The sequence below is a fragment of the Mangrovibacter phragmitis genome (assembly GCF_001655675.1).
GTDB lineage: Bacteria > Pseudomonadota > Gammaproteobacteria > Enterobacterales > Enterobacteriaceae > Mangrovibacter > Mangrovibacter phragmitis.
Genome location: NZ_LYRP01000001.1, coordinates 1,100,411 through 1,121,461, shown reverse-complemented (window position 1 = coordinate 1,121,461; position 21,051 = coordinate 1,100,411). Strand labels below are relative to the sequence as shown.

The window sequence follows — 21,051 nt, the reverse complement described above, 5'->3', positions numbered from 1 at the left end:
AAAATTATGTTGTGCTGTTTTTCCTGTTCTTATGGCGTGACTGCGTGCAATGCATGGTGTGTGGCAACACAGTCTCACCATCAGATAGATCAATAAGGAAATAAATTGCCATGTTATTACCCTGGCTAATACTCATTCCCTTTATCGGCGGCTTCCTGTGCTGGCAGACCGAGCGTTTTGGCGTTCGTACACCGCGCTGGATAGCGTTGATTACCATGGGGCTGACACTCGCGCTGTCGTTGCAACTCTGGCTGCAAGGCGGTTATTCACTCACTCAGGCAACAGGGTTGCCACAGTGGCAATCTGAATTTTCCATGCCGTGGATCCCACGCTTTGGCATTTCCATTCACCTTGCGCTGGATGGGCTGTCATTGCTGATGGTGGTGCTGACCTCGCTGCTGGGTGTTTTGGCGGTACTGTGTTCCTGGAATGAAATTGAAAAATATCAGGGCTTCTTCCACCTCAACCTGATGTGGATACTGGGCGGCGTGATCGGCGTCTTCCTGGCGATTGATATGTTCCTGTTCTTCTTCTTCTGGGAAATGATGCTGGTTCCCATGTACTTCCTGATAGCTCTGTGGGGCCATAAAGCCTCCGACGGGAAGACACGTATCAGCGCAGCCACCAAATTCTTCATCTATACCCAGGCAAGCGGCCTGGTGATGCTGATAGCTATTCTGGCGTTGGTGCTGGTGCACTACAATGCGACCGGTGTCTGGACGTTCAACTACACCGAACTGTTGCACACGCCGATGTCGCACACCGTGGAATGGCTGTTGATGCTCGGCTTCTTCATTGCCTTTGCGGTTAAAATGCCAGTGGTTCCACTGCATGGCTGGCTACCGGATGCCCACTCTCAGGCACCTACTGCGGGTTCTGTTGACCTCGCGGGGATCCTGCTGAAAACCGCAGCTTACGGTTTATTGCGTTTCTCTCTGCCATTGTTCCCTAACGCATCAGCTGAGTTTGCGCCTGTCGCCATGTGGCTTGGGGTGATTGGTATTTTCTACGGTGCGTGGATGGCATTCACCCAGACAGATATCAAACGCCTTATCGCTTACACCTCGGTGTCCCATATGGGCTTCGTGATGATTGCTATCTATTCCGGCAGTCAGTTGGCTTATCAGGGCGCTGTGGTGCAGATGATTGCCCATGGTTTGTCTGCTGCCGGGTTGTTCATCCTGTGTGGTCAGATTTACGAGAGAATGCACACTCGTGATATGCGTTTGATGGGCGGGCTGTGGAGTAACATTCGCTGGTTGCCGGCGTTGTCTATGTTCTTTGCTGTCGCCACTCTGGGATTACCGGGAACGGGTAACTTCGTTGGCGAATTTATGATCCTGTTCGGTAGCTACCATGTGGTGCCGGTTATTACGGTTATCTCCACCTTTGGCCTGGTGTTCGCATCAGTTTACTCGCTGGCGATGCTGCACCGTGCCTATTTTGGGCAGGCGAAAAGTGAAGCGGCACGTAAGCCGATGCCTGGCCTGTCGATGCGGGAATTATTTATTATTTTGTTGCTGGTCGCGCTCCTGCTGCTGCTTGGGTTCTTCCCGCAACCGGTTCTGGATACCTCACACGCTGCTGTGAGTAATATCCAGCAGTGGTTTACCAGTTCTATTTCAACTACAAGGCCGTAATTCGCCATGACAATAACTGCTCAACAACTGATCGCGCTGCTGCCGCTGTTGATCGTCGGATTGACAGTGGTGGTTGTGATGCTCTCCATTGCGTGGCGACGCGACCACTTTCTTAATGCCACGTTATCTGTAATCGGGCTGAATGCCGCACTGGTCTCATTGTGGTTTTCTACCCAGGTCGGCGCGATGGATATCACGCCACTGTTGCGTGTCGATGGTTACGCTGCGCTCTACACCGGGCTGGTGCTGGCGGCAAGTCTGGCGACTTGTACCTTTGCTTATCCCTGGTTGCAGGGTTATCCGGATAACCGTGAAGAGTTTTACTTACTGGTTTTGATTGCCGCGATGGGTGGGATTTTACTGTCCTGCGCTAATCATATGGCTTCACTGTTTATCGGTATCGAGCTGATTTCTCTGCCATTATTTGGCCTGATTGGCTATGCATACCGGCAAAAACGCTCACTTGAAGCCAGTATCAAATACACCATTATGTCTGCTGCGGCATCGTCTTTCCTGTTGTTTGGTATTGCGCTGTTGTATGCGGAGTCTGGCAGCCTGTCTTTTGTCAGTATTGGCAAGAGCCTCAATGACAGCATGCTTCATGAACCACTGTTGTTGGCCGGGCTTGGCCTGATGATTGTCGGGTTAGGTTTCAAATTGTCGCTGGTACCGTTCCACTTGTGGACGCCTGATGTTTATCAGGGTGCGCCTGCGCCGGTGTCTACCTTCCTGGCGACCGCCAGTAAAATTGCCATTTTTGGTGTGGTGATGCGCCTGTTCCTGTATGCACCAATGGGTAACAGCGAAGCGGTGCGTATTGTTCTGGGGATAATCGCATTTGCCTCTATCCTGTTCGGTAACCTGATGGCGCTTAGTCAGACCAATATTAAACGCCTGCTCGGTTATTCATCTATTTCCCACCTGGGGTACTTGCTGGTGGCATTGATTGCGCTGCACAGTGGCGAGGTCTCCATGGAGGCTGTAGGTGTCTACCTGACCGGTTACCTGTTCAGCAGCCTGGGCGCGTTTGGTATTGTCAGCCTGATGTCCAGCCCTTACCGTGGCCCGGATGCGGATACCCTGTATTCCTACCGTGGTCTGTTTTGGCACCGTCCTGTCCTGGCAGCAGTGATGACTGTCATGATGCTTTCCCTGGCCGGGATCCCAATGACTCTGGGCTTTATCGGTAAGTTCTATATCCTTGCTGTGGGTGTGCATGCGCACCTGTGGTGGCTGACAGGCGCTGTAGTGGTGGGGAGTGCGATAGGCCTGTACTACTACCTGCGCGTTACTGTCAGCCTCTACTTGTCCAAACCGCAGCAACCCGCTCGTGATACCCCATCTAACTGGGCGTTCACTGCCGGGGGGATTGTGGTACTGATCTCTGCTGTTCTGGTGTTGCTGTTAGGGATTTGGCCGCAACCGCTGATTAGTCTTGTGCAACTGGCCCAGCCTTTGATGTAATCATTGTATTACAACAGGTCTACCCGTATTAAACCGCCGGCAACGGCGGTTTTTGAGTCTGATAACAAACCTCATGTCCGCACAGAACGAGAGGATGTCATCCAATAAAAAACCAGGAAAATCAATTCATTGATTTTCGACTGCTAACTAAAAAGAAGGAAAAACCACGCTTTTTCCTTCTTTTTCATCAATATTAAACCGCCGGCAACGGCGGTTTTTTTATCGGAAATATTGTGGGAGAACAGCATGCTAACCTGGCAGGACTTACACCATTCAGAACTGACTGTACCGCAGTTATATGCACTGCTTCATCTGCGTTGCGCAGTATTTGTTGTCGAGCAAAACTGCCCGTACCTGGATGTCGACGGGGAAGATTTATCGGGTGAAAACCGCCATATTCTTGGCTGGCAGGGTGGCAAGCTGGTGGCTTACGCCCGAATTCTTACCAGCGACAGGCATCACCCGCTGGTGATTGGGCGCGTGATAGTTGACCCTGCCTGCCGGGGGCAAAAGTTGGGTAACCAGCTTTTGGAACACGTTATGGTTTCATGCCAGCAACACTGGCCGGATGTTGCCCCTTATCTCAGTGCGCAGGCACACTTGCAGCATTTTTACCAGCAATTTGGCTTTGAGCCGATCACCGATGTATACCTTGAAGATGATATCCCCCATCGCGGTATGGTATGGATAAAAAATATACAAAATGACCAGGGTTAACTATAGTAAACAGACTCTGGGAAAATAAATAAAGTGAGCGCGCCATATGAGCGACGATCTTCAACGGCGGGTTATCCGTGCCCGGCAAAATATTACAGGCCTGAGCCAGTGTATTACGACTTTGCTGAATTACCCTGATAGCTGGTCTGAAACCGGATATGCTTTGCTACTGGTGCGGGCCGATGCTCAGCTTGGCCGCCTGCAACGGCAACTGCATATTCGCAAAGCGATTCCCCTTCCTCCGGATGTACAGAGTCTGTCATTCAGCCATTATGTATAAAGCCTGCCAGGGCATTTACTCACATAGCGATAACCCCATTTCTGTAACCGCATTTTTTGGGTAGCCAAATTGCCTCACAGCATTCTCTTTCTGTTCCGACCACGTATAATTTGGGGTTTTTACGTGGCGGGACAGAAAATGGAACTGACACAGGCGGTAAAGGCGTTGCAGCGAGCGTTATGTGAAGAACTTCCCGACACACCCGGTGTAAGAATATTGTCGGTTCATCTGAGCCTTGCCGATAGCCAGGACCCGCTATGCTGGCTGAATAGCCAGACTTGCTGGCCACAGTTTTACTGGCAGCACCGTGATGGCCATGAAGAATACGCCGTATTGTATGCATTGCGCACCTTCACCTCTCTGGCTGAAGGGCAGAGTTTTCTTTCCCGCTTTCCTGAATACCCGGAACTACGCCTGTGGGGGCTCAATGCATTTAACCCGCAACAAGGGCAGTTGTTTCTCCCACGCCTGACCTGGCAACGTCAGGGCACACAGACCCGGTTAATCCTTAACTTATACAGTGAAAGCAGCCTGCGTGAAGCCGCACAAGAGGCTGAATCGTGGTTGTCCGGTTTATGCCCGGCAACCGCAATCCCTGCACTGGCGGCACGAGTCTGTGAGCAGGTGCATCTGCCTGAAAAAGATCAGTGGACTGGCCTTGTAACTGAGGCGACACAGGCGATTGGCCGAAAACGCTTCGACAAAGTGGTGCTGGCGCGGGCAACAGATATGCAACTCTCCCGGCCCATGTCTCCCGCGTGGCTAATGCATGCAAGCCGGCAGCATAATAGCCACTGTTATCACTTTTATATGGCTTTTGACTCCCACAAGGCTTTTTTGGGCTCTTCACCCGAACGCCTGTGGCACAGGGCGGGGCGGCAGTTATCAACCGAAGCCCTGGCCGGAACGGTTGGCCGTGATGCCGATGACAGTAAGGCAGATCAACAAAGCCAGTGGTTGCTGAAAGATAAAAAGAATCAGCATGAAAACTGGCTGGTTGTGGAAGATATTTGCCAGCGGTTGCAGGCCGTAGCCGGGCAGATTGATGTGGAGCCTGTGCAGGTGATCCGCCTGCGTAAAGTACAGCACTTACACCGGGCCATCACTGCCACCCTCAACCATGCAGATGACACTGCATGCCTGATGCAACTACAACCCACAGCGGCTGTCGCTGGGTTGCCACGCAAAGATGCGCTGGCCTTTATTCATGCACATGAACCTTTCAACCGGGGCTGGTATGCCGGGTCTGCTGGTTATCTCAGCCTGGCAAGCGCTGGGTTTTGTGTGGCACTTCGCTCTGCGCTGGTTCAGTACGATAAAGTCAGGCTTTATGCTGGTGCGGGTATTGTCGCGCAGTCAGACCCGGCTGAAGAATGGCAGGAAATTGAAAATAAAGTGGCGGCATTACGTTCATTGTTCAGCTGAAAGCGGATAAGCCGATGTATATCAATGTCTGCGGGTTTGCTGACGCTATACTTTTTTGCAAATGCTAATGTGGGTCAAGTTATGTCGTTAAGCACGTTCAACCGGCGCTGGGCTGCCGTCATTTTGCAGGCATTACACCATAATGGAGTCCGGCATGTGTGTATTGCTCCGGGTTCCCGTTCCACACCACTGACACTGGCTGCCACTCAAACATCGGGGTTTGTTTTTCATACCCATTTTGATGAACGTGGGTTGGGTCACCTTGCGCTTGGTCTTGCCAAAGCCAGTGGTACACCAGTCGCCGTTATTGTGACTTCAGGAACCGCGGTAGCAAATATTTATCCTGCGGTAATTGAAGCGGGCCTGACGGGGGAAAAACTGGTGGTACTGACCGCTGACAGACCGCCGGAATTAATTAATTGTGGCGCCAACCAGGCTATTGTTCAGCCAGGTATTTATGGCGCACACCCTGCCGCCACGCTGAATTTACCTCGTCCCACAGAATCCATTCCGGCACGCTGGTTAGCCAGTGCCATTGACAGCGAAATGGGCGTGTTGCGCCATGGTGCGCTGCATATCAACTGCCCATTTGCAGAGCCTTTATATGGCGAAATGGACGATACCGGCCTTACCTGGCAGCAGGCACTGGGAAACTGGTGGCAGGGTGAAAAACCCTGGCAAGTCTACACCGCATCAGGCGGTATCACACAACAGCCTGACTGGCATAGCTGGCGGCAGAAAAAAGGGGTGGTCATTGCGGGCAGGATGACTGCTCAGGAAGGGGAGCGAGTGGCTAACTGGGCCAGTACGCTCGGCTGGCCGTTGATTAGTGATGTCCAGTCCCACACCGGGCAACCGTTGCCTCATGCTGACCTCTGGCTTGCTAACCCGGGTGCGCTCCAGGTACTGGAACAGGCGCGTATCGTTGTGCAATTTGGTGCGAGCCTTACCAGTAAACGCCTGCTCCAGTGGCAGGCCAGCGGTCATCAGGATAACTGGTGGCTGGTGGACCCTTTACCCGGGCGGCTTGACCCGGGGCATCACCGTGGGCGGCGTATCCAGGCAACTGTTGAAGCCTGGCTTGATTTACACCCGGCACACAAGCAGGTTGGCTGGGCAGAAGCGCTCCGGGCTTATGTGCAGCAGGCGGCAGTGGCCGTGGAAAAAGAAATTCCGGCTTCGGGCGAAGCGGGGCTGGCGAAGAGTTTGCCCCGGCTATTACCGGAAAAAGGTCAGTTGTTTATTGGTAACAGTTTATCGGTGCGTCTGGTGGATGCATTGGCACAACTCCCTTGTGGTTACCCTGTCTACGGCAACCGGGGAGCCAGCGGTATTGACGGCCTGGTAGCAACCCTTGCGGGGGTTTCACGGGCAACCTGCAGGCCAACGCTTGCTGTGCTGGGGGATTTATCCGCACTGTATGACCTTAACTCACTGGCGTTGTTAAGAGCCAGCCCGGCTCCGGTTGCCCTGGTGGTGGTAAATAACAACGGTGGGCAAATTTTTTCTCTGCTTCCCACCCCGGCAGAAGTAAGAAGCGAATTCTATGCCATGCCGCAGAATGTAGATTTTCGCCATGCTGCTGCGTTATTTGGCCTGCCATATATTGCACCGCAGTCACTTGAGGAGTTAGCCGGGTGCCTGAAACAGTGCTGGTCCGGGCCAGCGGTAGCAACAGTGATTGAACTGAAGGTACCAGAAGCAGAAGGCGCCGCGATGTTACAAAAACTGGTTGCCCGGGCCAGCCAGCAATGAAGCTCGCCGGGCAGATTATACCGGGAGAACAGCCTCAGCGAACGTATCTGGTCTGGCTGCATGGTTTCCTTGGTTCAGCATATGACTGGCAGGCGACCCGTAATGCGTTTACTCGCTGGCCACAACTCTACCTTGATTTACCCGGTCATGGCGCATCTCAGGGAATTACCACACAAGGGTTCGCTGAGTTCTTCACGCAACTGACCCATACGCTGGCGGAGCGGAATATTACGCGGTACTGGCTTATAGGGTATTCACTGGGGGGCAGGCTGGCTATGTACACGGCCTGCCAGCGGCCCGCAGGCCTGGAAGGGATTATTGTTGAAGGCGGTAACCCCGGGCTTGCAGACCAGACGTCGCGGTTGCAACGTATTGAAGCAGACCAGCGCTGGGCTCTGCGGTTTATATCTGAGCCTCTGGATAAGGTACTGGATGCCTGGTATCGCCAGCCAGTATTTGCTTCACTTTCTGATACAGTTCGCGCGCAATTAATTCAGGAGCGTGCTGGCAATAAGCCTGATGCGCTTGCCAGCGTCCTTGACAACCTGTCGTTAGGGCGCCAGCCCTGGCTGGGCGACGCATTAGCAGCACTGCCCGTTCCGTTCCATTATCTGTGTGGCGCGAGAGACCAAAAATTTCAGGCTATCGCCCGGGCATTGGGCGCGCCTTCTCATCTCATTGAACATGCCGGGCACAATGCCCACCGGGAAAACCCGGCGGCATATTGCCAGTGTGTTATTGATATTTTGACTCACTATTCTGAGGAACAGCCATGATTTACCCCGATGAACAAGAACTGTATGCCCCCATATCCTGGCAGGACTGCTCTGAAGGTTACGACGATATCCGCTACCACAAATCGGCAGAGGGGATAGCGAAAATCACCATTAACCGCCCGCAAGTGCGTAACGCCTTTCGCCCGCAGACCGTTAAAGAGATGATTCAGGCCCTGGCTGATGCGCGTTATGACGATAATATTGGTGTTATTGTGCTGACCGGGGAAGGCGATAAAGCATTTTGTTCGGGTGGCGACCAAAAAGTGCGCGGCGATTACGGTGGTTATAAAGACGACTCTGGTGTGCACCACCTGAATGTGCTGGATTTTCAACGCCAAATCCGTACCTGCCCGAAACCTGTCGTGGCGATGGTTGCTGGTTACTCCATTGGTGGCGGGCATGTGTTACACCTGATGTGCGACCTCACCATTGCGGCTGAAAATGCTGTTTTTGGCCAGACCGGGCCAAAAGTTGGTTCGTTTGATGGCGGCTGGGGCGCATCTTATATGGCACGTATTGTCGGCCAGAAAAAAGCGCGCGAAATCTGGTTTTTGTGCCGTCAGTACGATGCACAGCAGGCGCTGGATATGGGGCTGGTCAATACAGTTGTTCCGCTGGAAAGTCTTGAAAAAGAGACAGTGCGCTGGTGCCGCGAAATGTTGAAAAACAGCCCGATGGCATTACGTTGTCTGAAAGCAGCGTTGAATGCTGACTGCGATGGTCAGGCCGGGTTACAGGAGCTGGCGGGTAATGCCACGATGCTGTTTTACATGACGGAAGAAGGCCAGGAAGGGCGCAATGCATTCAACCAGAAGCGCCAGCCTGATTTCACGAAATTTAAACGGAACCCGTAAATGCGACAGGCACAACTCTGGCGTTACACCATTCCCATGGACACTGGAGTGGTGATTCGTGACCGCAGGCTGAAAATGCGTGAAGGGTTTGTGGTTGAACTGTGTGAAGGCAATCAACGGGGATGGGGAGAAATTGCCCCATTGCCCGGCCTGAGTACAGAAAGCCTCGAAGAAGCGCAGGCTGCTGCGCTGCGCTGGTTATCTGGCTGGCAGGCAGGGCAGGCTTCTGAACTTCCGGCACAACCTTCGGTTGCTTTTGGGTTGAGTTGCGCACTGGCGGAGTTGTCTGGTGAACTGCCTGAGGAGGCAAATTACCACTCGGTGCCACTGTGTACCGGTGACCCGGATGCGTTATTTTCGCTGTTGCAGGGGTTACCTGGCCGTAAAGAAGCCAAAATAAAAGTGGGCCTCTATGAAGCGGTACGCGATGGTATGGTGGTCAGCTTATTGCTGGATGCTATTCCGGATCTCTGGTTGCGTCTGGATGCCAACCGGAGCTGGTCTGCGGAAAAAGCCGCACAGTTTGCCCGGTATGTGCCAGAAGCGTTACGCTCGCGAATTGCTTTTTTTGAAGAGCCTTGTAAAACCCCTGAGTTATCACTGGCCTTTGCCCGGGAAACCGGCATTAAGCTGGCGTGGGATGAAAGCCTGCGCGACGGACATGTGGCGATAAGCCCGTGTCCGGAAGTCAACACTGTGGTCATTAAACCGTCACTAACTGGCAGCCTGCAACAGGTACAGGCATGGGTTAATCAGGCTCATGCGTGTGGTATGAACGTGATAATCAGTTCGGCGATTGAATCAAGCCTTGGGCTAACACAACTGGCGCGCATCGCTGCATGGTTGACGCCCCAAATGACTCCGGGGCTGGACACGCTCTCTTTAATGCAGGCTCAGTTATTACGCCCCTGGCCGGGAAGCACATTGCCGCTAGTCAGCCCGTCTGAGCTGGAGTTGGTGCAATGACGCTGGCAAATTACCCCTGGCGGCACTGGGCGCGCTTTGTGCCGCAAAAAGTCGCGTTGCAAACTCAACATGGTGAAATAAGCTGGCAGCAACTGGCAAACCTTGTGGATAACCTGGCGACCAGCTTTCATCACCAGGGAGTGAATGCTGGAATGGGCGTTGCCCTGCGTGGTCGCAACAGTATGCCGTTATTATTAAGCTGGCTGGCGCTGTTGCAATGTGGCGCCCGGGTGTTGCCGCTCAACCCGCAACTGCCGGATACCTTGCTGGAAGCCCTTATCCCATCGTTATCCATTCATTTTGCTCTGAGTTTTGACTGTGATGCGGTGCCCGGTCCGGTTGTTTTACATTACCAGCCACTGACTGGGGAGTGGGCAGAACCGTGGCAACCAGAGCGCTTTGTCTCCATGACTCTGACATCTGGCTCTACCGGGCTACCAAAGGCCGCTGTACACACGGCAACCGCACAACTTGCCAGCGCCAGGGGCGTAACTGCACTGATGTCGTTTGAGCGTGATGACTGTTGGTTACTGTCACTGCCACTGTTTCATGTCTCCGGCCAGGGTATTTTATGGCGCTGGCTGGCAACCGGGGCTGCCATGGCCCTGCGCCCTGACCAGCCGTTGCCCCAGGCATTGCAGGGGTGTACGCATGCATCTCTGGTTCCTACTCAGTTGTGGCGCTTACTGGCCGATAATCCGGTTTCATTGGGTAATTTAAAAGCGGTACTACTGGGCGGGGCTGCAATTCCTGTCGCATTAACCGATGAAGCGCAACAGAGAGGTATTGCCTGCTGGTGCGGCTATGGCATGACTGAAATGGCTTCAACAGTGACAGCAAAACGTGCCAATGGCCGCGGGGATGTCGGGCAACCATTAGCAGGCCGCGAGGTATGCATTGTGGATAATGAAGTCTGGTTACGGGGTGACAGTCTGGCGGCCGGTTACTGGCATCAGGGCCATTTACTGCCACTGTTGAACTCAGCGGGGTGGTTTGCCACCCGTGACCGGGGAACTTACACCGGTAACACGCTCACCATACACGGGCGGCTCGATAATCTCTTTTTCAGTGGTGGAGAAAGCATTCAACCGGAAGAAGTTGAGCGGGTTATCATGGCGCATCCACAGGTTCAGCAGGTCATCGTTGTACCCCGTGCCGATGAAGAATTTGGGCATCGTCCGGTAGCTGTTGTGGAACTGGTTGATGCCAGCGCGCTGGTAACATTAAGTGACTGGGTTCGGGATAAACTGGCACGTTTCCAGCAACCCGTTCAGTGGTTACTGTTGCCAGATGTATTACGCCAGGGCGGCATTAAAATTGCCCGTAACGCCGTGATGCAGTGGGTTGCAGAACAACAATAAACACCCCAGGGCGTGCTTGTTACATTCTGTTGAGAAAGCACCAAATTTCCGTCTTGAATGTCGCCTTCCAGCGGGTAAAATCCGCTTTGTGCTTCAACAGGTTAATTTGCCAGGTATCTGAATTCAGGAAAACAAAATGAATAAGTATCTATTGTTGGCAGTCGGTGGGCTTTTTGCAGTATCTGGCTCAGCCAGTGCCATAGGGATTTACGGCCAGGCCGGGCATAAATACACCAGCATTGGTGTGGGTATGGGGACTTCCACCAGTGGCGTGGCGCTCAGTGGTGACTGGACCCGTCATAATGACAATGGTTATATCGCTGACCTGGGGCTGGGCTACAACCTGCCCGTTGGCCCGGCAATGGTAACTCTGGGTGGCAAGGGGCTGTATATCAAGCCTGACCACGGGAAAACAGGTTACGCGCTGGGAATTGGCGGAGGTCTTAGTGTACCGGTCATGAGCCACGTCTCTGTCTTCGGGCAGTATTATTACGCGCCAGATGCTTTTGCTTCACGTATTGATTCCTATCAGGAAGTGCAGGCAGGTGGCCGCTGGATGGTGTTCCGCCCGTTAACGGTTGAAGCAGGTTATCGCTATATGAGCCTGAAAGACCGGAACGACAACCGGAATACGATTATTGATGGCCCGTATCTGGGTGTCAGTGCGGCGTTTTAATCCCCCTTCAGTCACTTTCCCCACAAACCTTATGCCGCGTAACAACTTGTGCGCGGCGTAAGGTGAAACTGGTGTATCTGTGTATTTGCCAAACCACTGCGCTATAGTGGTGGCTTCCCTCCCACTGGAGTATATCGATGTTAAATGTGGAAATGCTCTCTACCGGCGATGAAGTGCTGTATGGGCAGATAGTCGATACCAATGCATCCTGGCTTGCTGATTTCTTATTTGAACAGGGGTTCCCTATGACACGTCGCCAGACTGTCGGGGATAAATTTGCCGACCTGGTGGCGATACTGCAGGCGCGCAGCCACGAGGCGGATATCCTGATAGTCAACGGTGGCCTGGGGCCAACCAGTGACGACCTGAGTGCGGAAGCTGCCGCGAAAGCTGCGGGTACAGAGTTGGTTATCCATGAAGAGTGGCTGGCGCATATGGCGCGTTTCTTTGCAGAGCGCGGCAGGCCAATGGCACCCAGTAACCGCAAGCAGGCGATGATCCCGGCGGGCAGCGAAATGATTGATAACCCGGTTGGGACTGCCTGCGGGTTTGCCATGCAGCTTAACCGTTGCCTGATTTTTTTCACGCCAGGGGTTCCTTCTGAATTTAAGCAGATGGTTGAACAGGAAATTTTACCGCGCCTGCGCAAGCGTTACCCCAGCATTGAAATGCCGTTGTGCCTGCGTATGACCACATTTGGCCGTTCTGAAAGCGATCTCGCCCAGCAACTGGACCCCCTGCCATTACCAGAAGGCGTGGTACTGGGTTACCGCTCTTCAATGCCGATTATCGAACTGAAGTTGACTGGCCCTTCTGCACAGCGTACAGGCATGCAGCAGGCCTGGCAGAAAATTCGTGATGTGGTGGGCGAAAGCCTGATTTTTGAAGGAACCGAAGGATTACCTGCACAGCTTGCCATGCGGTTACAGGAGCAACATCTGACCCTGGCACTGAGTGAACAGTTTACCGCCGGCATGCTGTGCTGGCAGTTGACCAATGCCGGGGTGGCGGTGGTTCAGGGGCAAGTTTTACCTTCTTCTGCACCAGAGAGCCTGGCAGGCTGCGTTCAGAGTGCCCGGCAACTGGCTGAACAGCAGGGCAGTTCTCTGGCGCTGGTGACTGGCGCAATTGATGCTGACAATATGCAAAATCTGGCATTGCATACACCTGATAAAACGGTTGGGTTGCGGGTTAACTGGTCCGGGCGCCGTCATAGTGTGGAAACCCGCCAGGCTGTCTGTGCGATGCTGGCAATGAATATGCTGCGCCGCTGGTTAAATGGCTGGGATGTGAGCGCAGAACATGGCTGGATCCATATTGAAGAGCAACTGACACATCCAGCCTGAGCATCATTGTGAGCAGTGTTTCTGGCAACTGAAAGTGGAAATAGAAAAGGGAAAACAATGTTTTCCCTTTCGTGTTATGCAGCCGCAGCCGCCGTTACGGCGGTGAGTCAGGTGAGATTCAGCAATCCACTTCCACATCCCCTTGTGCTTTGCAGCAACAAGGTAAAATTTCCCCAGGCTGTATAAACGCCAGCGGTTGAGTCAGCCATTTGACCTGTCCTGCCAGAAGGCGCATACGACACGAGCCGCAATACCCTTCCCGGCACTGATACTCTACAGCCACCTTATGCGATTCCAGTGCGGCCAGCAGTGAAGGGTGGTCGTCACGGCACTCTAACTGGCGGCCAGACTGATGCAAGGTAATACGGTTGCTCATAGTTATAACTGGAAGTTACTCAGGTCATCAGCATCGATTTGTGAATCTATCTGCCCAACCAGATAAGAGCTGACTTCAACTTCCTGAGGCGCAACCTGTACGTTGTCCGACACCAGCCATGTGTTGATCCACGGGATCGGGTTGGAGCGTGTCTGGAATGGCAAGTCCAGCCCAACAGCCTGCATACGGATATTGGTAATATACTCAACATACTGGCACAGAATGTCTTTGTTCAGGCCAATCATTGAGCCATCGCGGAACAGGTAGTTCGCCCAGTCTTTTTCCTGCTGCGCCGCCATAACAAACAGGTCATAGCTTTCCTGCTGGCACTCTTCGGCAATTTCAGCCATTTCCGGGTCGTCTTCGCCGCTACGCATCAGGTTCAGCATATGCTGAGTCCCGGTAAGGTGCAGTGCTTCGTCGCGGGCAATCAGGCGAATGATCTTCGCGTTGCCTTCCATCAGTTCGCGTTCAGCAAAGGCGAATGAGCAGGCAAAACTGACATAAAAGCGAATGGCTTCCAGTGCGTTCACACTCATCAGGCACATATAAAGCTTTTTCTTCAATTCGCGCAGGTTCACCGTAACGGTTTTACCATTCACAGTGTGAGTGCCTTCGCCCAGCAAGTGCCAGTAGCTGGTCAGCTCAATCAGCCCGTCGTAATAGGTGGAGATGTCTTTGGCGCGTTTGATTATCTCTTCGTTTTCTACGATGTCATCAAACACCACCGCCGGGTCATTGACGATATTACGAATGATGTGAGTGTATGAACGGGAATGGATCGTTTCAGAAAATGCCCAGGTTTCTACCCAGGTTTCCAGTTCAGGAATTGAGATAAGTGGCAGCAACGCAACGTTAGGGCTGCGACCCTGAATAGAATCCAGCAGTGTCTGGTATTTCAGATTGCTGATAAATATGTGTTTTTCGTGTTCCGGTAACGCCTGGAAATCGATGCGGTCGCGTGACACATCCACTTCTTCTGGCCGCCAGAAAAATGACAATTGCTTCTCAATCAGTTTTTCGAAAATGTCATATTTCTGCTGGTCATAGCGTGCAACGTTAACGGGCTGACCAAAAAACATGGGTTCGTTGAGCGGGTTATTTTTCTTCTGTGAAAATGTGGTGTATGCCATAAACATTGTCCTGTAAAACGCCACCATTGTCTGAGTGCCGTTTCGCTGTTCTAAACGGGCCCTTTACCGCGTGAAAAGGGAAACAGGCAGACCGGGGTGCCGGCCTGCCTCTGGGTTAAATCTTACACGCGCCGCTTTCGCAACCGTCGTCCTGAATGCTGGGTGCCAGGTCGTCCTGGGCATCTTCAGCACCGTCACGGGTGTTCTGATAGTAAAGGGTTTTGACACCAAATTTATAGGCGGTGAGCAAATCCTTCAGTAATTGCTGCATGGGCACTTTTCCTGACGGGAAACGTGATGGGTCATAGTTGGTATTGGCAGAAATAGACTGGTCGATAAATTTCTGCATTAGCCCAACCAGTTGCAGGTAGCCATCGTTACCTGCCATTTCCCACAGCAATTCGTATTTGTCTTTCAGTTGTTCATAATCTGGCACCACCTGGCGCAGAATACCGTCTTTCGACGCTTTAACACTGATATGCCCGCGTGGCGGTTCAATACCATTGGTGGCATTGGAAATCTGTGATGACGTTTCTGACGGCATCAGAGCAGACAACGTTGAGTTACGCAGACCATGGGTTTTAATCGATTCACGCAGGCTTTCCCAGTCATAATACAGTGGTTCGTTGCAAATCGCATCCAGGTCTTTTTTGTAGGTGTCAACCGGCAGAATACCTTTGGCGTAGGTGGTTTCGTTGAACCACGGGCATGCGCCTTGCTCTTTCGCCAGCTCATTTGATGCTTTCAGCAGGTAATACTGAATGGCTTCGAAGGTTTTGTGCGTCAGATTGTTGGCACTGCCATCGGAGTAGCGCACGCCATGTTTTGCCAGGTAATAAGCGAAGTTAATCACGCCAATACCCAGAGTGCGACGGCCCATGGCACCACGTTTGGCTGCCGGGATGGGGTAATCCTGGTAATCCAGCAGGGCATCCAGTGCACGAACTGCCAGAACCGCCAACTCTTCCAAATCATCCAGGCTGTTGATTGCACCCAGGTTAAACGCGGACAGTGTACACAGCGCAATTTCGCCGTTTTCGTCATTGACGTCATTCAGCGGTTTGGTTGGCAGCGCAATTTCCAGACACAGGTTAGACTGGCGCACTGGCGCAACTGTCGCATCAAACGGGCTGTGCGTGTTGCAGTGGTCGACGTTCTGGATGTAGATACGGCCAGTGGAAGCACGCTCCTGCATCATCAGAGAGAACAGTTCCGCCGCTTTAACGCGTTGTTTGCGAATGCTGTCGTCGTTCTCATACTGGGTGTACAGGCGTTCGAACTCATCCTGGTCTGCAAAGAAGGCGTCGTACAACCCGGGCACATCAGACGGGCTGAAAAGAGTGATATCGCCACCTTTCAGCAAACGGGTGTACATCAGTTTATTAATTTGAACACCATAGTCCATGTGGCGAACACGGTTACCTTCCACACCACGGTTGTTTTTCAACACCAGCAGGCTTTCAACTTCCAGGTGCCACATCGGGTAAAACAGTGTGGCTGCACCACCACGCACACCACCCTGAGAACAGGATTTCACGGCTGTCTGGAAGTGCTTATAGAACGGGATGCACCCGGTATGGAATGCTTCACCACCACGAATCGGGCTACCCAGTGCGCGAATGCGGCCCGCATTAATACCAATACCTGCACGCTGAGACACATACTTAACAATGGCGCTGGATGTTGCGTTGATAGAGTCGAGGCTGTCACCACACTCAATCAGCACACAGGAGCTGAACTGGCGTGTAGGGGTACGCACACCAGACATAATTGGTGTTGGCAGTGAAATCTTGAAAGTCGAGACTGCGTCATAGAAACGTTTTACGTAGTCCAGGCGAGTAGCGCGCGGATAACGTGAGAACAGGCAGGCCGCAACCAGAATGTACAAGAACTGGGCGCTTTCATAAATTTCACCGGTAACGCGGTTTTGCACCAGGTATTTCCCTTCCAGCTGTTTTACAGCCGCGTAAGAGAAGGTCATATCGCGCCAGTGGTCGATAAAACCGTCCATCTGCTGGAACTCTTCTTCCGTGTAGTCTTCCAGCAGATGAGTGTCGTATTTACCCATTTCAACCATTTTTACTACATGGTTGTAGAGTTTGGGCGGTTCGAACTGGCCAAACGCTTTTTTACGCAGGTGGAAAATAGCCAGACGGGCAGCGAGATACTGGTAGTCCGGGGCGTCGCGAGAAATCAGGTCCGCGGCTGCTTTGATAATCGTTTCATGGATATCTGAAGTGCGGATACCGTCATAAAACTGGATATGGGAACGCAGTTCAACTTGTGAAACTGAAACGTTGTGCAAGCCTTCTGCCGCCCAGTCGAGGACACGATGAATTTTGTCCAGATTGATGCGCTCTGTACGGCCATCACGTTTCGTTACCAGCAGACTCTGATTCATGTGGGGTTTACCTGTCCGTGAAATAAAAATATCCCCCGCTTATCCACAACGCAGCCTTGTGGCTAACTTTGTGGATAAATACTATATATTGGGGGTATGGGATAACTGAATCACTATATGGTGAGTATTCTAGTAAGGAATCTTTCAATCTCAAGAGTTGATTTTGCCGAAAAATTGAGGTTCATCTTCGCTGAACAGGTAAGAATGCCCGAATGGTAAGGGCTGAAGGGGATGTCAAGCTGGAGTAACTTTTTTTAAAAAAATGACTGAATGTTGGTTTCTTGCTCGTGAAGTAAATTGCGCAACTTGATGTTGCGCAATTTTTAATAGCAAAAACTTATCTCAGACTGCGCTGCTGGTGGTTGTATGCAACATATAGTTAACATCAACACCCGGTGCCAGGCGGAAATGATCCGTCAACGGGTTGTAATGCAAACCGGTCATATGGCGTTCACGCAAACCGGTGTTACTGAGCCAGTGGATCAGTTCTGCAGGTTTGATAAATTTCTTAATATCGTGGGTGCCTTTGGGCACCATGCGCAGCACGTATTCAGCACCTACCACTGCCATCAGCCAGGCTTTACCATTACGGTTAATAGTGGAAAAGAAAACATGGCCGCCCGGTTTGACGAGGCGCGCGCAGGCCTGCACCACAGATTGTGGGTCCGGCACATGTTCCAGCATCTCCATGCAGGTGACAACATCATAAGCACCAGGGTTCGCGGCAGCATGGTTTTCAACGGTTTCCTGGCGGTAATCAACCTGAATACCGCTTTCCAGCGCGTGCAGTCGGGCAACCTGTAGCGGTTCCCCCCCCATATCCAGCCCGGTTACTGTTGCGCCTTCCCGTGCCATGCTCTCTGCCAGAATGCCACCACCACACCCGACATCCAGCACTCTTTTACCGAACACACCGCCACTGCGTTCATTGATATAGCCCAGGCGTAAAGGGTTAATCCGGTGAAGGGGTTTGAACTCGCCTTCCAGATCCCACCAGCGTGAAGCGATGGCTTCAAATTTAGCTATTTCGTTGTGGTCAACATTGAGCGACACCGGGGTATTTTCGTCATTCATGGACGCCAGAACTCCTCATCAATAGGTGCTGCCGAGTATAACAGCCTGGCGAGATGAATAAAGCGCTACGCCCGTCAGACAAGTTTCCCTGAGACTGCGGGAGTGTGTTATAATTTGCGACCTTTGAATCCGGGATACAGTAGAGGGATAGCGGTCAGATGAGCGACCTTGCCAGAGAAATTACACCGGTCAATATTGAGGAAGAGCTGAAAAGCTCATATCTGGATTATGCCATGTCGGTTATTGTCGGCCGCGCATTGCCAGATGTCCGTGATGGCCTCAAGCCTGTACACCGTCGCGTATTGTTCGCGATGAACGTGTTGGGCAATGACTGGAATAAAGCCTATAAAAAATCCGCCCGTGTCGTCGGTGACGTTATCGGTAAATACCATCCCCATGGTGATTCTGCAGTGTATGACACCATTGTTCGTATGGCGCAGCCATTTTCGTTGCGTTATATGCTGGTCGATGGCCAGGGGAACTTTGGTTCTATCGATGGCGATTCCGCCGCGGCCATGCGTTATACAGAAATTCGTCTGGCGAAAATTGCCCATGAGTTAATGGCTGATCTTGATAAAGAAACAGTCGACTTCGTGGACAACTATGACGGAACAGAAAAAATTCCCGATGTTATGCCAACCAAAATCCCGAACCTGCTGGTTAACGGTTCTTCCGGGATTGCGGTGGGGATGGCAACTAACATACCTCCCCATAACCTGACAGAAGTGATTAACGGCTGTCTGGCGTATATTGAGGATGAAAACATCACCGTTGAAGGGTTGATGGAACACATCCCCGGTCCGGATTTCCCGACCGCAGCAATTATTAATGGCCGTCGCGGTATTGAAGAAGCGTATCGCACAGGGCGCGGGAAAATTTATATTCGCGCCAAAGCAGAGGTGGAAACCGATGCAAAATCTGGCCGCGAAACCATTATCGTGCATGAAATTCCTTATCAGGTGAACAAAGCGCGCCTGATTGAAAAAATTGCCGAGCTGGTGAAAGAGAAACGTGTTGAAGGCATCAGTGCACTGCGCGACGAGTCTGATAAAGACGGGATGCGTATTGTTATTGAAGTCAAACGCGATGCTGTGGGTGAAGTGGTGCTGAACAACCTTTACTCACAAACCCAGTTGCAGGTGTCTTTCGGGATCAACATGGTGGCATTGCACCATGGCCAGCCGAAGATAATGCCGCTGAAAGATATTCTTGAAGCCTTTGTGCGTCACCGCCGTGAAGTAGTGACTCGCCGTACCATCTATGAACTGCGTAAAGCGCGCGACCGTGCACATATCCTTGAAGCACTGGCTGTTGCGCTGGCGAATATCGACCCAGTTATCGAGTTGATTCGCCATGCTCCAACACCGGCTGAAGCGAAAGCGGCGTTAGTGGCGCATGCATGGGATCTGGGTAATGTGGCTGCGATGCTGGAACGTGCTGGTGATGACGCAGCCCGCCCGGAATGGCTGGAACCGCAGTTTGGGGTGCATGACGGGAAATACTACCTGACCGAGCAACAGGCTCAGGCAATTCTTGATTTGCGCCTGCAAAAACTGACTGGCCTTGAGCATGAAAAACTGCTCGATGAGTACAAAGAGCTGCTGGATCAAATTGCTGAGTTGCTCTATATCCTGTCCAGCGCAGAGCGCCTGATGGAAGTTATCCGTGAAGAGCTGGAAGCCGTTCGCGACCAGTTCGGTGACGAACGTCGCACAGAAATCACTGCCAACAGTGCCGACATCAACATTGAAGATCTTATTAATCAGGAAGATGTTGTCGTTACGCTGTCGCATCAGGGATATGTGAAATACCAGCCGCTGTCAGATTATGAAGCGCAGCGCCGTGGTGGTAAGGGTAAATCTGCTGCCCGAATTAAAGAAGAAGACTTTATTGACCGCCTGCTGGTCGCCAATACTCATGACACAATCCTGTGCTTCTCCAGCCGGGGCCGTCTGTACTGGATGAAAGTCTACCAATTGCCGGAAGCAAGCCGTGGCGCGCGTGGCAGGCCAATCGTCAACCTGTTGCCACTGGAGCAGGACGAACGTATTACCGCGATTTTGCCTGTGCGCGAATACGAAGAAGGCGTGAATGTCTTTATGGCGACTGCGAGTGGTACTGTGAAGAAAACCGCGCTGACTGAGTTCAGTCGCCCACGTAGTGCAGGTATTATCGCCGTGAACCTTAACGAAGGCGATGAACTGATTGGTGTGAACCTGACTCAGAAAGACGACGAAGTCATGTTGTTCTCTGCGTTTGGCAAGGTGGTGCGCTTTAAAGAGGACGCAGTACGTGCCATGGGCCGTACTGCCACCGGTGTGCGTGGTATCAAGCTGGCAGACAAAGACAGCGTGGTATCACTGATTGTGCCACACGGTGAAGGCGCCATTCTGACAGTTACCCAAAACGGTTACGGTAAACGTACCGGTGAGAAAGAGTACCCGACTAAGTCCCGTGCGACTCAGGGGGTTATCTCTATCAAAGTGACCGAACGTAATGGGGAAGTCGTTGGTGCTGTTCAGGTTGATGACGCTGACCAGATTATGATGATCACCGATGCCGGTACGCTGGTGCGTACACGCGTTTCTGAAATCAGCGTTGTGGGCCGTAATACTCAGGGCGTGATTCTGATTCGCACGGCGGAAGATGAGCATGTCGTGGGTCTGCAACGTGTTGCTGAACCAGTAGACGACGAAGAACTCGACAGCATTGATGGTTCTGTAGCAGAAGGCGATGATGACATTGCGCCGGAAGCGGAACAGGATGATGATGTTGCCGATGACAGTGAAGATTAATCTGAAATCATC

The 21,051-nt window shown here is 52.3% G+C and carries 17 protein-coding genes; 13 read left to right on the top strand and 4 right to left on the bottom strand.

Features of this window, described 5'->3' with window-relative positions; genetic code table 11:
• Positions 1 to 110 precede the first annotated feature (110 nt).
• The 12 genes from nuoM to A9B99_RS04975 all read left to right on the top strand — a co-directional run bounded on the left by nuoM (position 111) and on the right by A9B99_RS04975 (position 13,260).
• The gene (gene nuoM, locus A9B99_RS05030) at positions 111 to 1,640 is read left to right on the top strand and encodes an NADH-quinone oxidoreductase subunit M (RefSeq protein WP_064595172.1); all 1,530 of its coding nucleotides are present in this window, start codon (positions 111 to 113) and stop codon (positions 1,638 to 1,640) included.
• A gap of 6 nt (positions 1,641 to 1,646) precedes the next feature.
• A complete protein-coding gene (nuoN, locus tag A9B99_RS05025) occupies positions 1,647 to 3,104 on the top strand; it encodes an NADH-quinone oxidoreductase subunit NuoN (protein WP_064595170.1) in 1,458 nt (485 codons plus the stop codon).
• Positions 3,105 to 3,350: 246 nt separating this feature from the next.
• Positions 3,351 to 3,821 carry a GNAT family N-acetyltransferase gene (locus A9B99_RS05020; RefSeq protein ID WP_064595168.1) on the top strand — a complete coding sequence of 157 codons (471 nt, stop codon included), beginning with the start codon at positions 3,351 to 3,353 and terminating at the stop codon, positions 3,819 to 3,821.
• Between the two features lie 46 nt (positions 3,822 to 3,867).
• Complete coding sequence (locus tag A9B99_RS05015; RefSeq protein WP_064595166.1) at positions 3,868 to 4,101, top strand: hypothetical protein; 234 nt, start codon at positions 3,868 to 3,870, stop codon at positions 4,099 to 4,101.
• Between the two features lie 138 nt (positions 4,102 to 4,239).
• Positions 4,240 to 5,526 carry an isochorismate synthase MenF gene (gene menF / locus A9B99_RS05010; RefSeq protein ID WP_064595164.1) on the top strand — a complete coding sequence of 429 codons (1,287 nt, stop codon included), beginning with the start codon at positions 4,240 to 4,242 and terminating at the stop codon, positions 5,524 to 5,526.
• A gap of 81 nt (positions 5,527 to 5,607) precedes the next feature.
• The gene (menD, locus tag A9B99_RS05005; protein WP_064595560.1) at positions 5,608 to 7,281 is read left to right on the top strand and encodes a 2-succinyl-5-enolpyruvyl-6-hydroxy-3-cyclohexene-1-carboxylic-acid synthase; all 1,674 of its coding nucleotides are present in this window, start codon (positions 5,608 to 5,610) and stop codon (positions 7,279 to 7,281) included.
• A complete protein-coding gene (menH, locus tag A9B99_RS05000) occupies positions 7,278 to 8,057 on the top strand; it encodes a 2-succinyl-6-hydroxy-2,4-cyclohexadiene-1-carboxylate synthase (protein ID WP_064595162.1) in 780 nt (259 codons plus the stop codon). Before menD ends, menH begins: the two co-directional genes overlap by 4 nt.
• Positions 8,054 to 8,911 (top strand): 1,4-dihydroxy-2-naphthoyl-CoA synthase, encoded by an 858-nt coding sequence (gene menB / locus A9B99_RS04995; RefSeq protein ID WP_064595161.1) that lies wholly within the window; start codon positions 8,054 to 8,056, stop codon positions 8,909 to 8,911. The genes menH and menB overlap by 4 nt, the downstream gene beginning before the upstream one ends.
• Positions 8,912 to 9,877 (top strand): o-succinylbenzoate synthase, encoded by a 966-nt coding sequence (menC, locus tag A9B99_RS04990; protein WP_064595159.1) that lies wholly within the window; start codon positions 8,912 to 8,914, stop codon positions 9,875 to 9,877.
• Positions 9,874 to 11,238 (top strand): o-succinylbenzoate--CoA ligase, encoded by a 1,365-nt coding sequence (menE, locus tag A9B99_RS04985; RefSeq protein ID WP_064595157.1) that lies wholly within the window; start codon positions 9,874 to 9,876, stop codon positions 11,236 to 11,238. The genes menC and menE overlap by 4 nt, the downstream gene beginning before the upstream one ends.
• Positions 11,239 to 11,374: 136 nt before the next feature.
• On the top strand, positions 11,375 to 11,914 hold the full coding sequence (locus A9B99_RS04980; protein ID WP_064595155.1) for a YfaZ family outer membrane protein: 540 nt from the start codon (positions 11,375 to 11,377) through the stop codon (positions 11,912 to 11,914).
• 137 nt (positions 11,915 to 12,051) lie between these two features.
• Positions 12,052 to 13,260, top strand: a complete 1,209-nt coding sequence (locus A9B99_RS04975; protein ID WP_064595153.1) for a nicotinamide mononucleotide deamidase-related protein YfaY — start codon at positions 12,052 to 12,054, stop codon at positions 13,258 to 13,260.
• 118 nt (positions 13,261 to 13,378) lie between these two features.
• On the opposite strand, the gene yfaE is transcribed toward A9B99_RS04975, so the two are convergent.
• The 4 genes from yfaE to ubiG form a co-directional block, all read right to left on the bottom strand.
• The gene (gene yfaE / locus A9B99_RS04970; RefSeq protein WP_064595151.1) at positions 13,379 to 13,636 is read right to left on the bottom strand and encodes a class I ribonucleotide reductase maintenance protein YfaE; all 258 of its coding nucleotides are present in this window, start codon (positions 13,634 to 13,636) and stop codon (positions 13,379 to 13,381) included.
• Between the two features lie 2 nt (positions 13,637 to 13,638).
• Complete coding sequence (gene nrdB, locus A9B99_RS04965) at positions 13,639 to 14,769, bottom strand: class Ia ribonucleoside-diphosphate reductase subunit beta (protein WP_036115937.1); 1,131 nt, start codon at positions 14,767 to 14,769, stop codon at positions 13,639 to 13,641.
• A gap of 115 nt (positions 14,770 to 14,884) precedes the next feature.
• A complete protein-coding gene (gene nrdA, locus A9B99_RS04960) occupies positions 14,885 to 17,170 on the bottom strand; it encodes a class 1a ribonucleoside-diphosphate reductase subunit alpha (protein WP_064595149.1) in 2,286 nt (761 codons plus the stop codon).
• A 342-nt stretch (positions 17,171 to 17,512) separates the two neighbouring features.
• Positions 17,513 to 18,244 carry a bifunctional 2-polyprenyl-6-hydroxyphenol methylase/3-demethylubiquinol 3-O-methyltransferase UbiG gene (ubiG, locus tag A9B99_RS04955; protein ID WP_064595147.1) on the bottom strand — a complete coding sequence of 244 codons (732 nt, stop codon included), beginning with the start codon at positions 18,242 to 18,244 and terminating at the stop codon, positions 17,513 to 17,515.
• A 158-nt stretch (positions 18,245 to 18,402) separates the two neighbouring features.
• Between ubiG and gyrA the strand changes: the two genes are divergently transcribed.
• The gene (gene gyrA, locus A9B99_RS04950) at positions 18,403 to 21,039 is read left to right on the top strand and encodes a DNA topoisomerase (ATP-hydrolyzing) subunit A (protein WP_064595145.1); all 2,637 of its coding nucleotides are present in this window, start codon (positions 18,403 to 18,405) and stop codon (positions 21,037 to 21,039) included.
• The last annotated feature ends 12 nt before the right edge of the window (positions 21,040 to 21,051 follow it).

Coding starts and splice junctions, on each gene's coding strand:
- nuoM (WP_064595172.1), top strand. CDS start 111: ATGTTATTACCCTGGCTAATACTCATTCCCTTTATCGGCGGCTTCCTG.
- nuoN (WP_064595170.1), top strand. CDS start 1,647: ATGACAATAACTGCTCAACAACTGATCGCGCTGCTGCCGCTGTTGATC.
- A9B99_RS05020 (WP_064595168.1), top strand. CDS start 3,351: ATGCTAACCTGGCAGGACTTACACCATTCAGAACTGACTGTACCGCAG.
- A9B99_RS05015 (WP_064595166.1), top strand. CDS start 3,868: ATGAGCGACGATCTTCAACGGCGGGTTATCCGTGCCCGGCAAAATATT.
- menF (WP_064595164.1), top strand. CDS start 4,240: ATGGAACTGACACAGGCGGTAAAGGCGTTGCAGCGAGCGTTATGTGAA.
- menD (WP_064595560.1), top strand. CDS start 5,608: ATGTCGTTAAGCACGTTCAACCGGCGCTGGGCTGCCGTCATTTTGCAG.
- menH (WP_064595162.1), top strand. CDS start 7,278: ATGAAGCTCGCCGGGCAGATTATACCGGGAGAACAGCCTCAGCGAACG.
- menB (WP_064595161.1), top strand. CDS start 8,054: ATGATTTACCCCGATGAACAAGAACTGTATGCCCCCATATCCTGGCAG.
- menC (WP_064595159.1), top strand. CDS start 8,912: ATGCGACAGGCACAACTCTGGCGTTACACCATTCCCATGGACACTGGA.
- menE (WP_064595157.1), top strand. CDS start 9,874: ATGACGCTGGCAAATTACCCCTGGCGGCACTGGGCGCGCTTTGTGCCG.
- A9B99_RS04980 (WP_064595155.1), top strand. CDS start 11,375: ATGAATAAGTATCTATTGTTGGCAGTCGGTGGGCTTTTTGCAGTATCT.
- A9B99_RS04975 (WP_064595153.1), top strand. CDS start 12,052: ATGTTAAATGTGGAAATGCTCTCTACCGGCGATGAAGTGCTGTATGGG.
- yfaE (WP_064595151.1), bottom strand. CDS start 13,636: ATGAGCAACCGTATTACCTTGCATCAGTCTGGCCGCCAGTTAGAGTGC.
- nrdB (WP_036115937.1), bottom strand. CDS start 14,769: ATGGCATACACCACATTTTCACAGAAGAAAAATAACCCGCTCAACGAA.
- nrdA (WP_064595149.1), bottom strand. CDS start 17,170: ATGAATCAGAGTCTGCTGGTAACGAAACGTGATGGCCGTACAGAGCGC.
- ubiG (WP_064595147.1), bottom strand. CDS start 18,244: ATGAATGACGAAAATACCCCGGTGTCGCTCAATGTTGACCACAACGAA.
- gyrA (WP_064595145.1), top strand. CDS start 18,403: ATGAGCGACCTTGCCAGAGAAATTACACCGGTCAATATTGAGGAAGAG.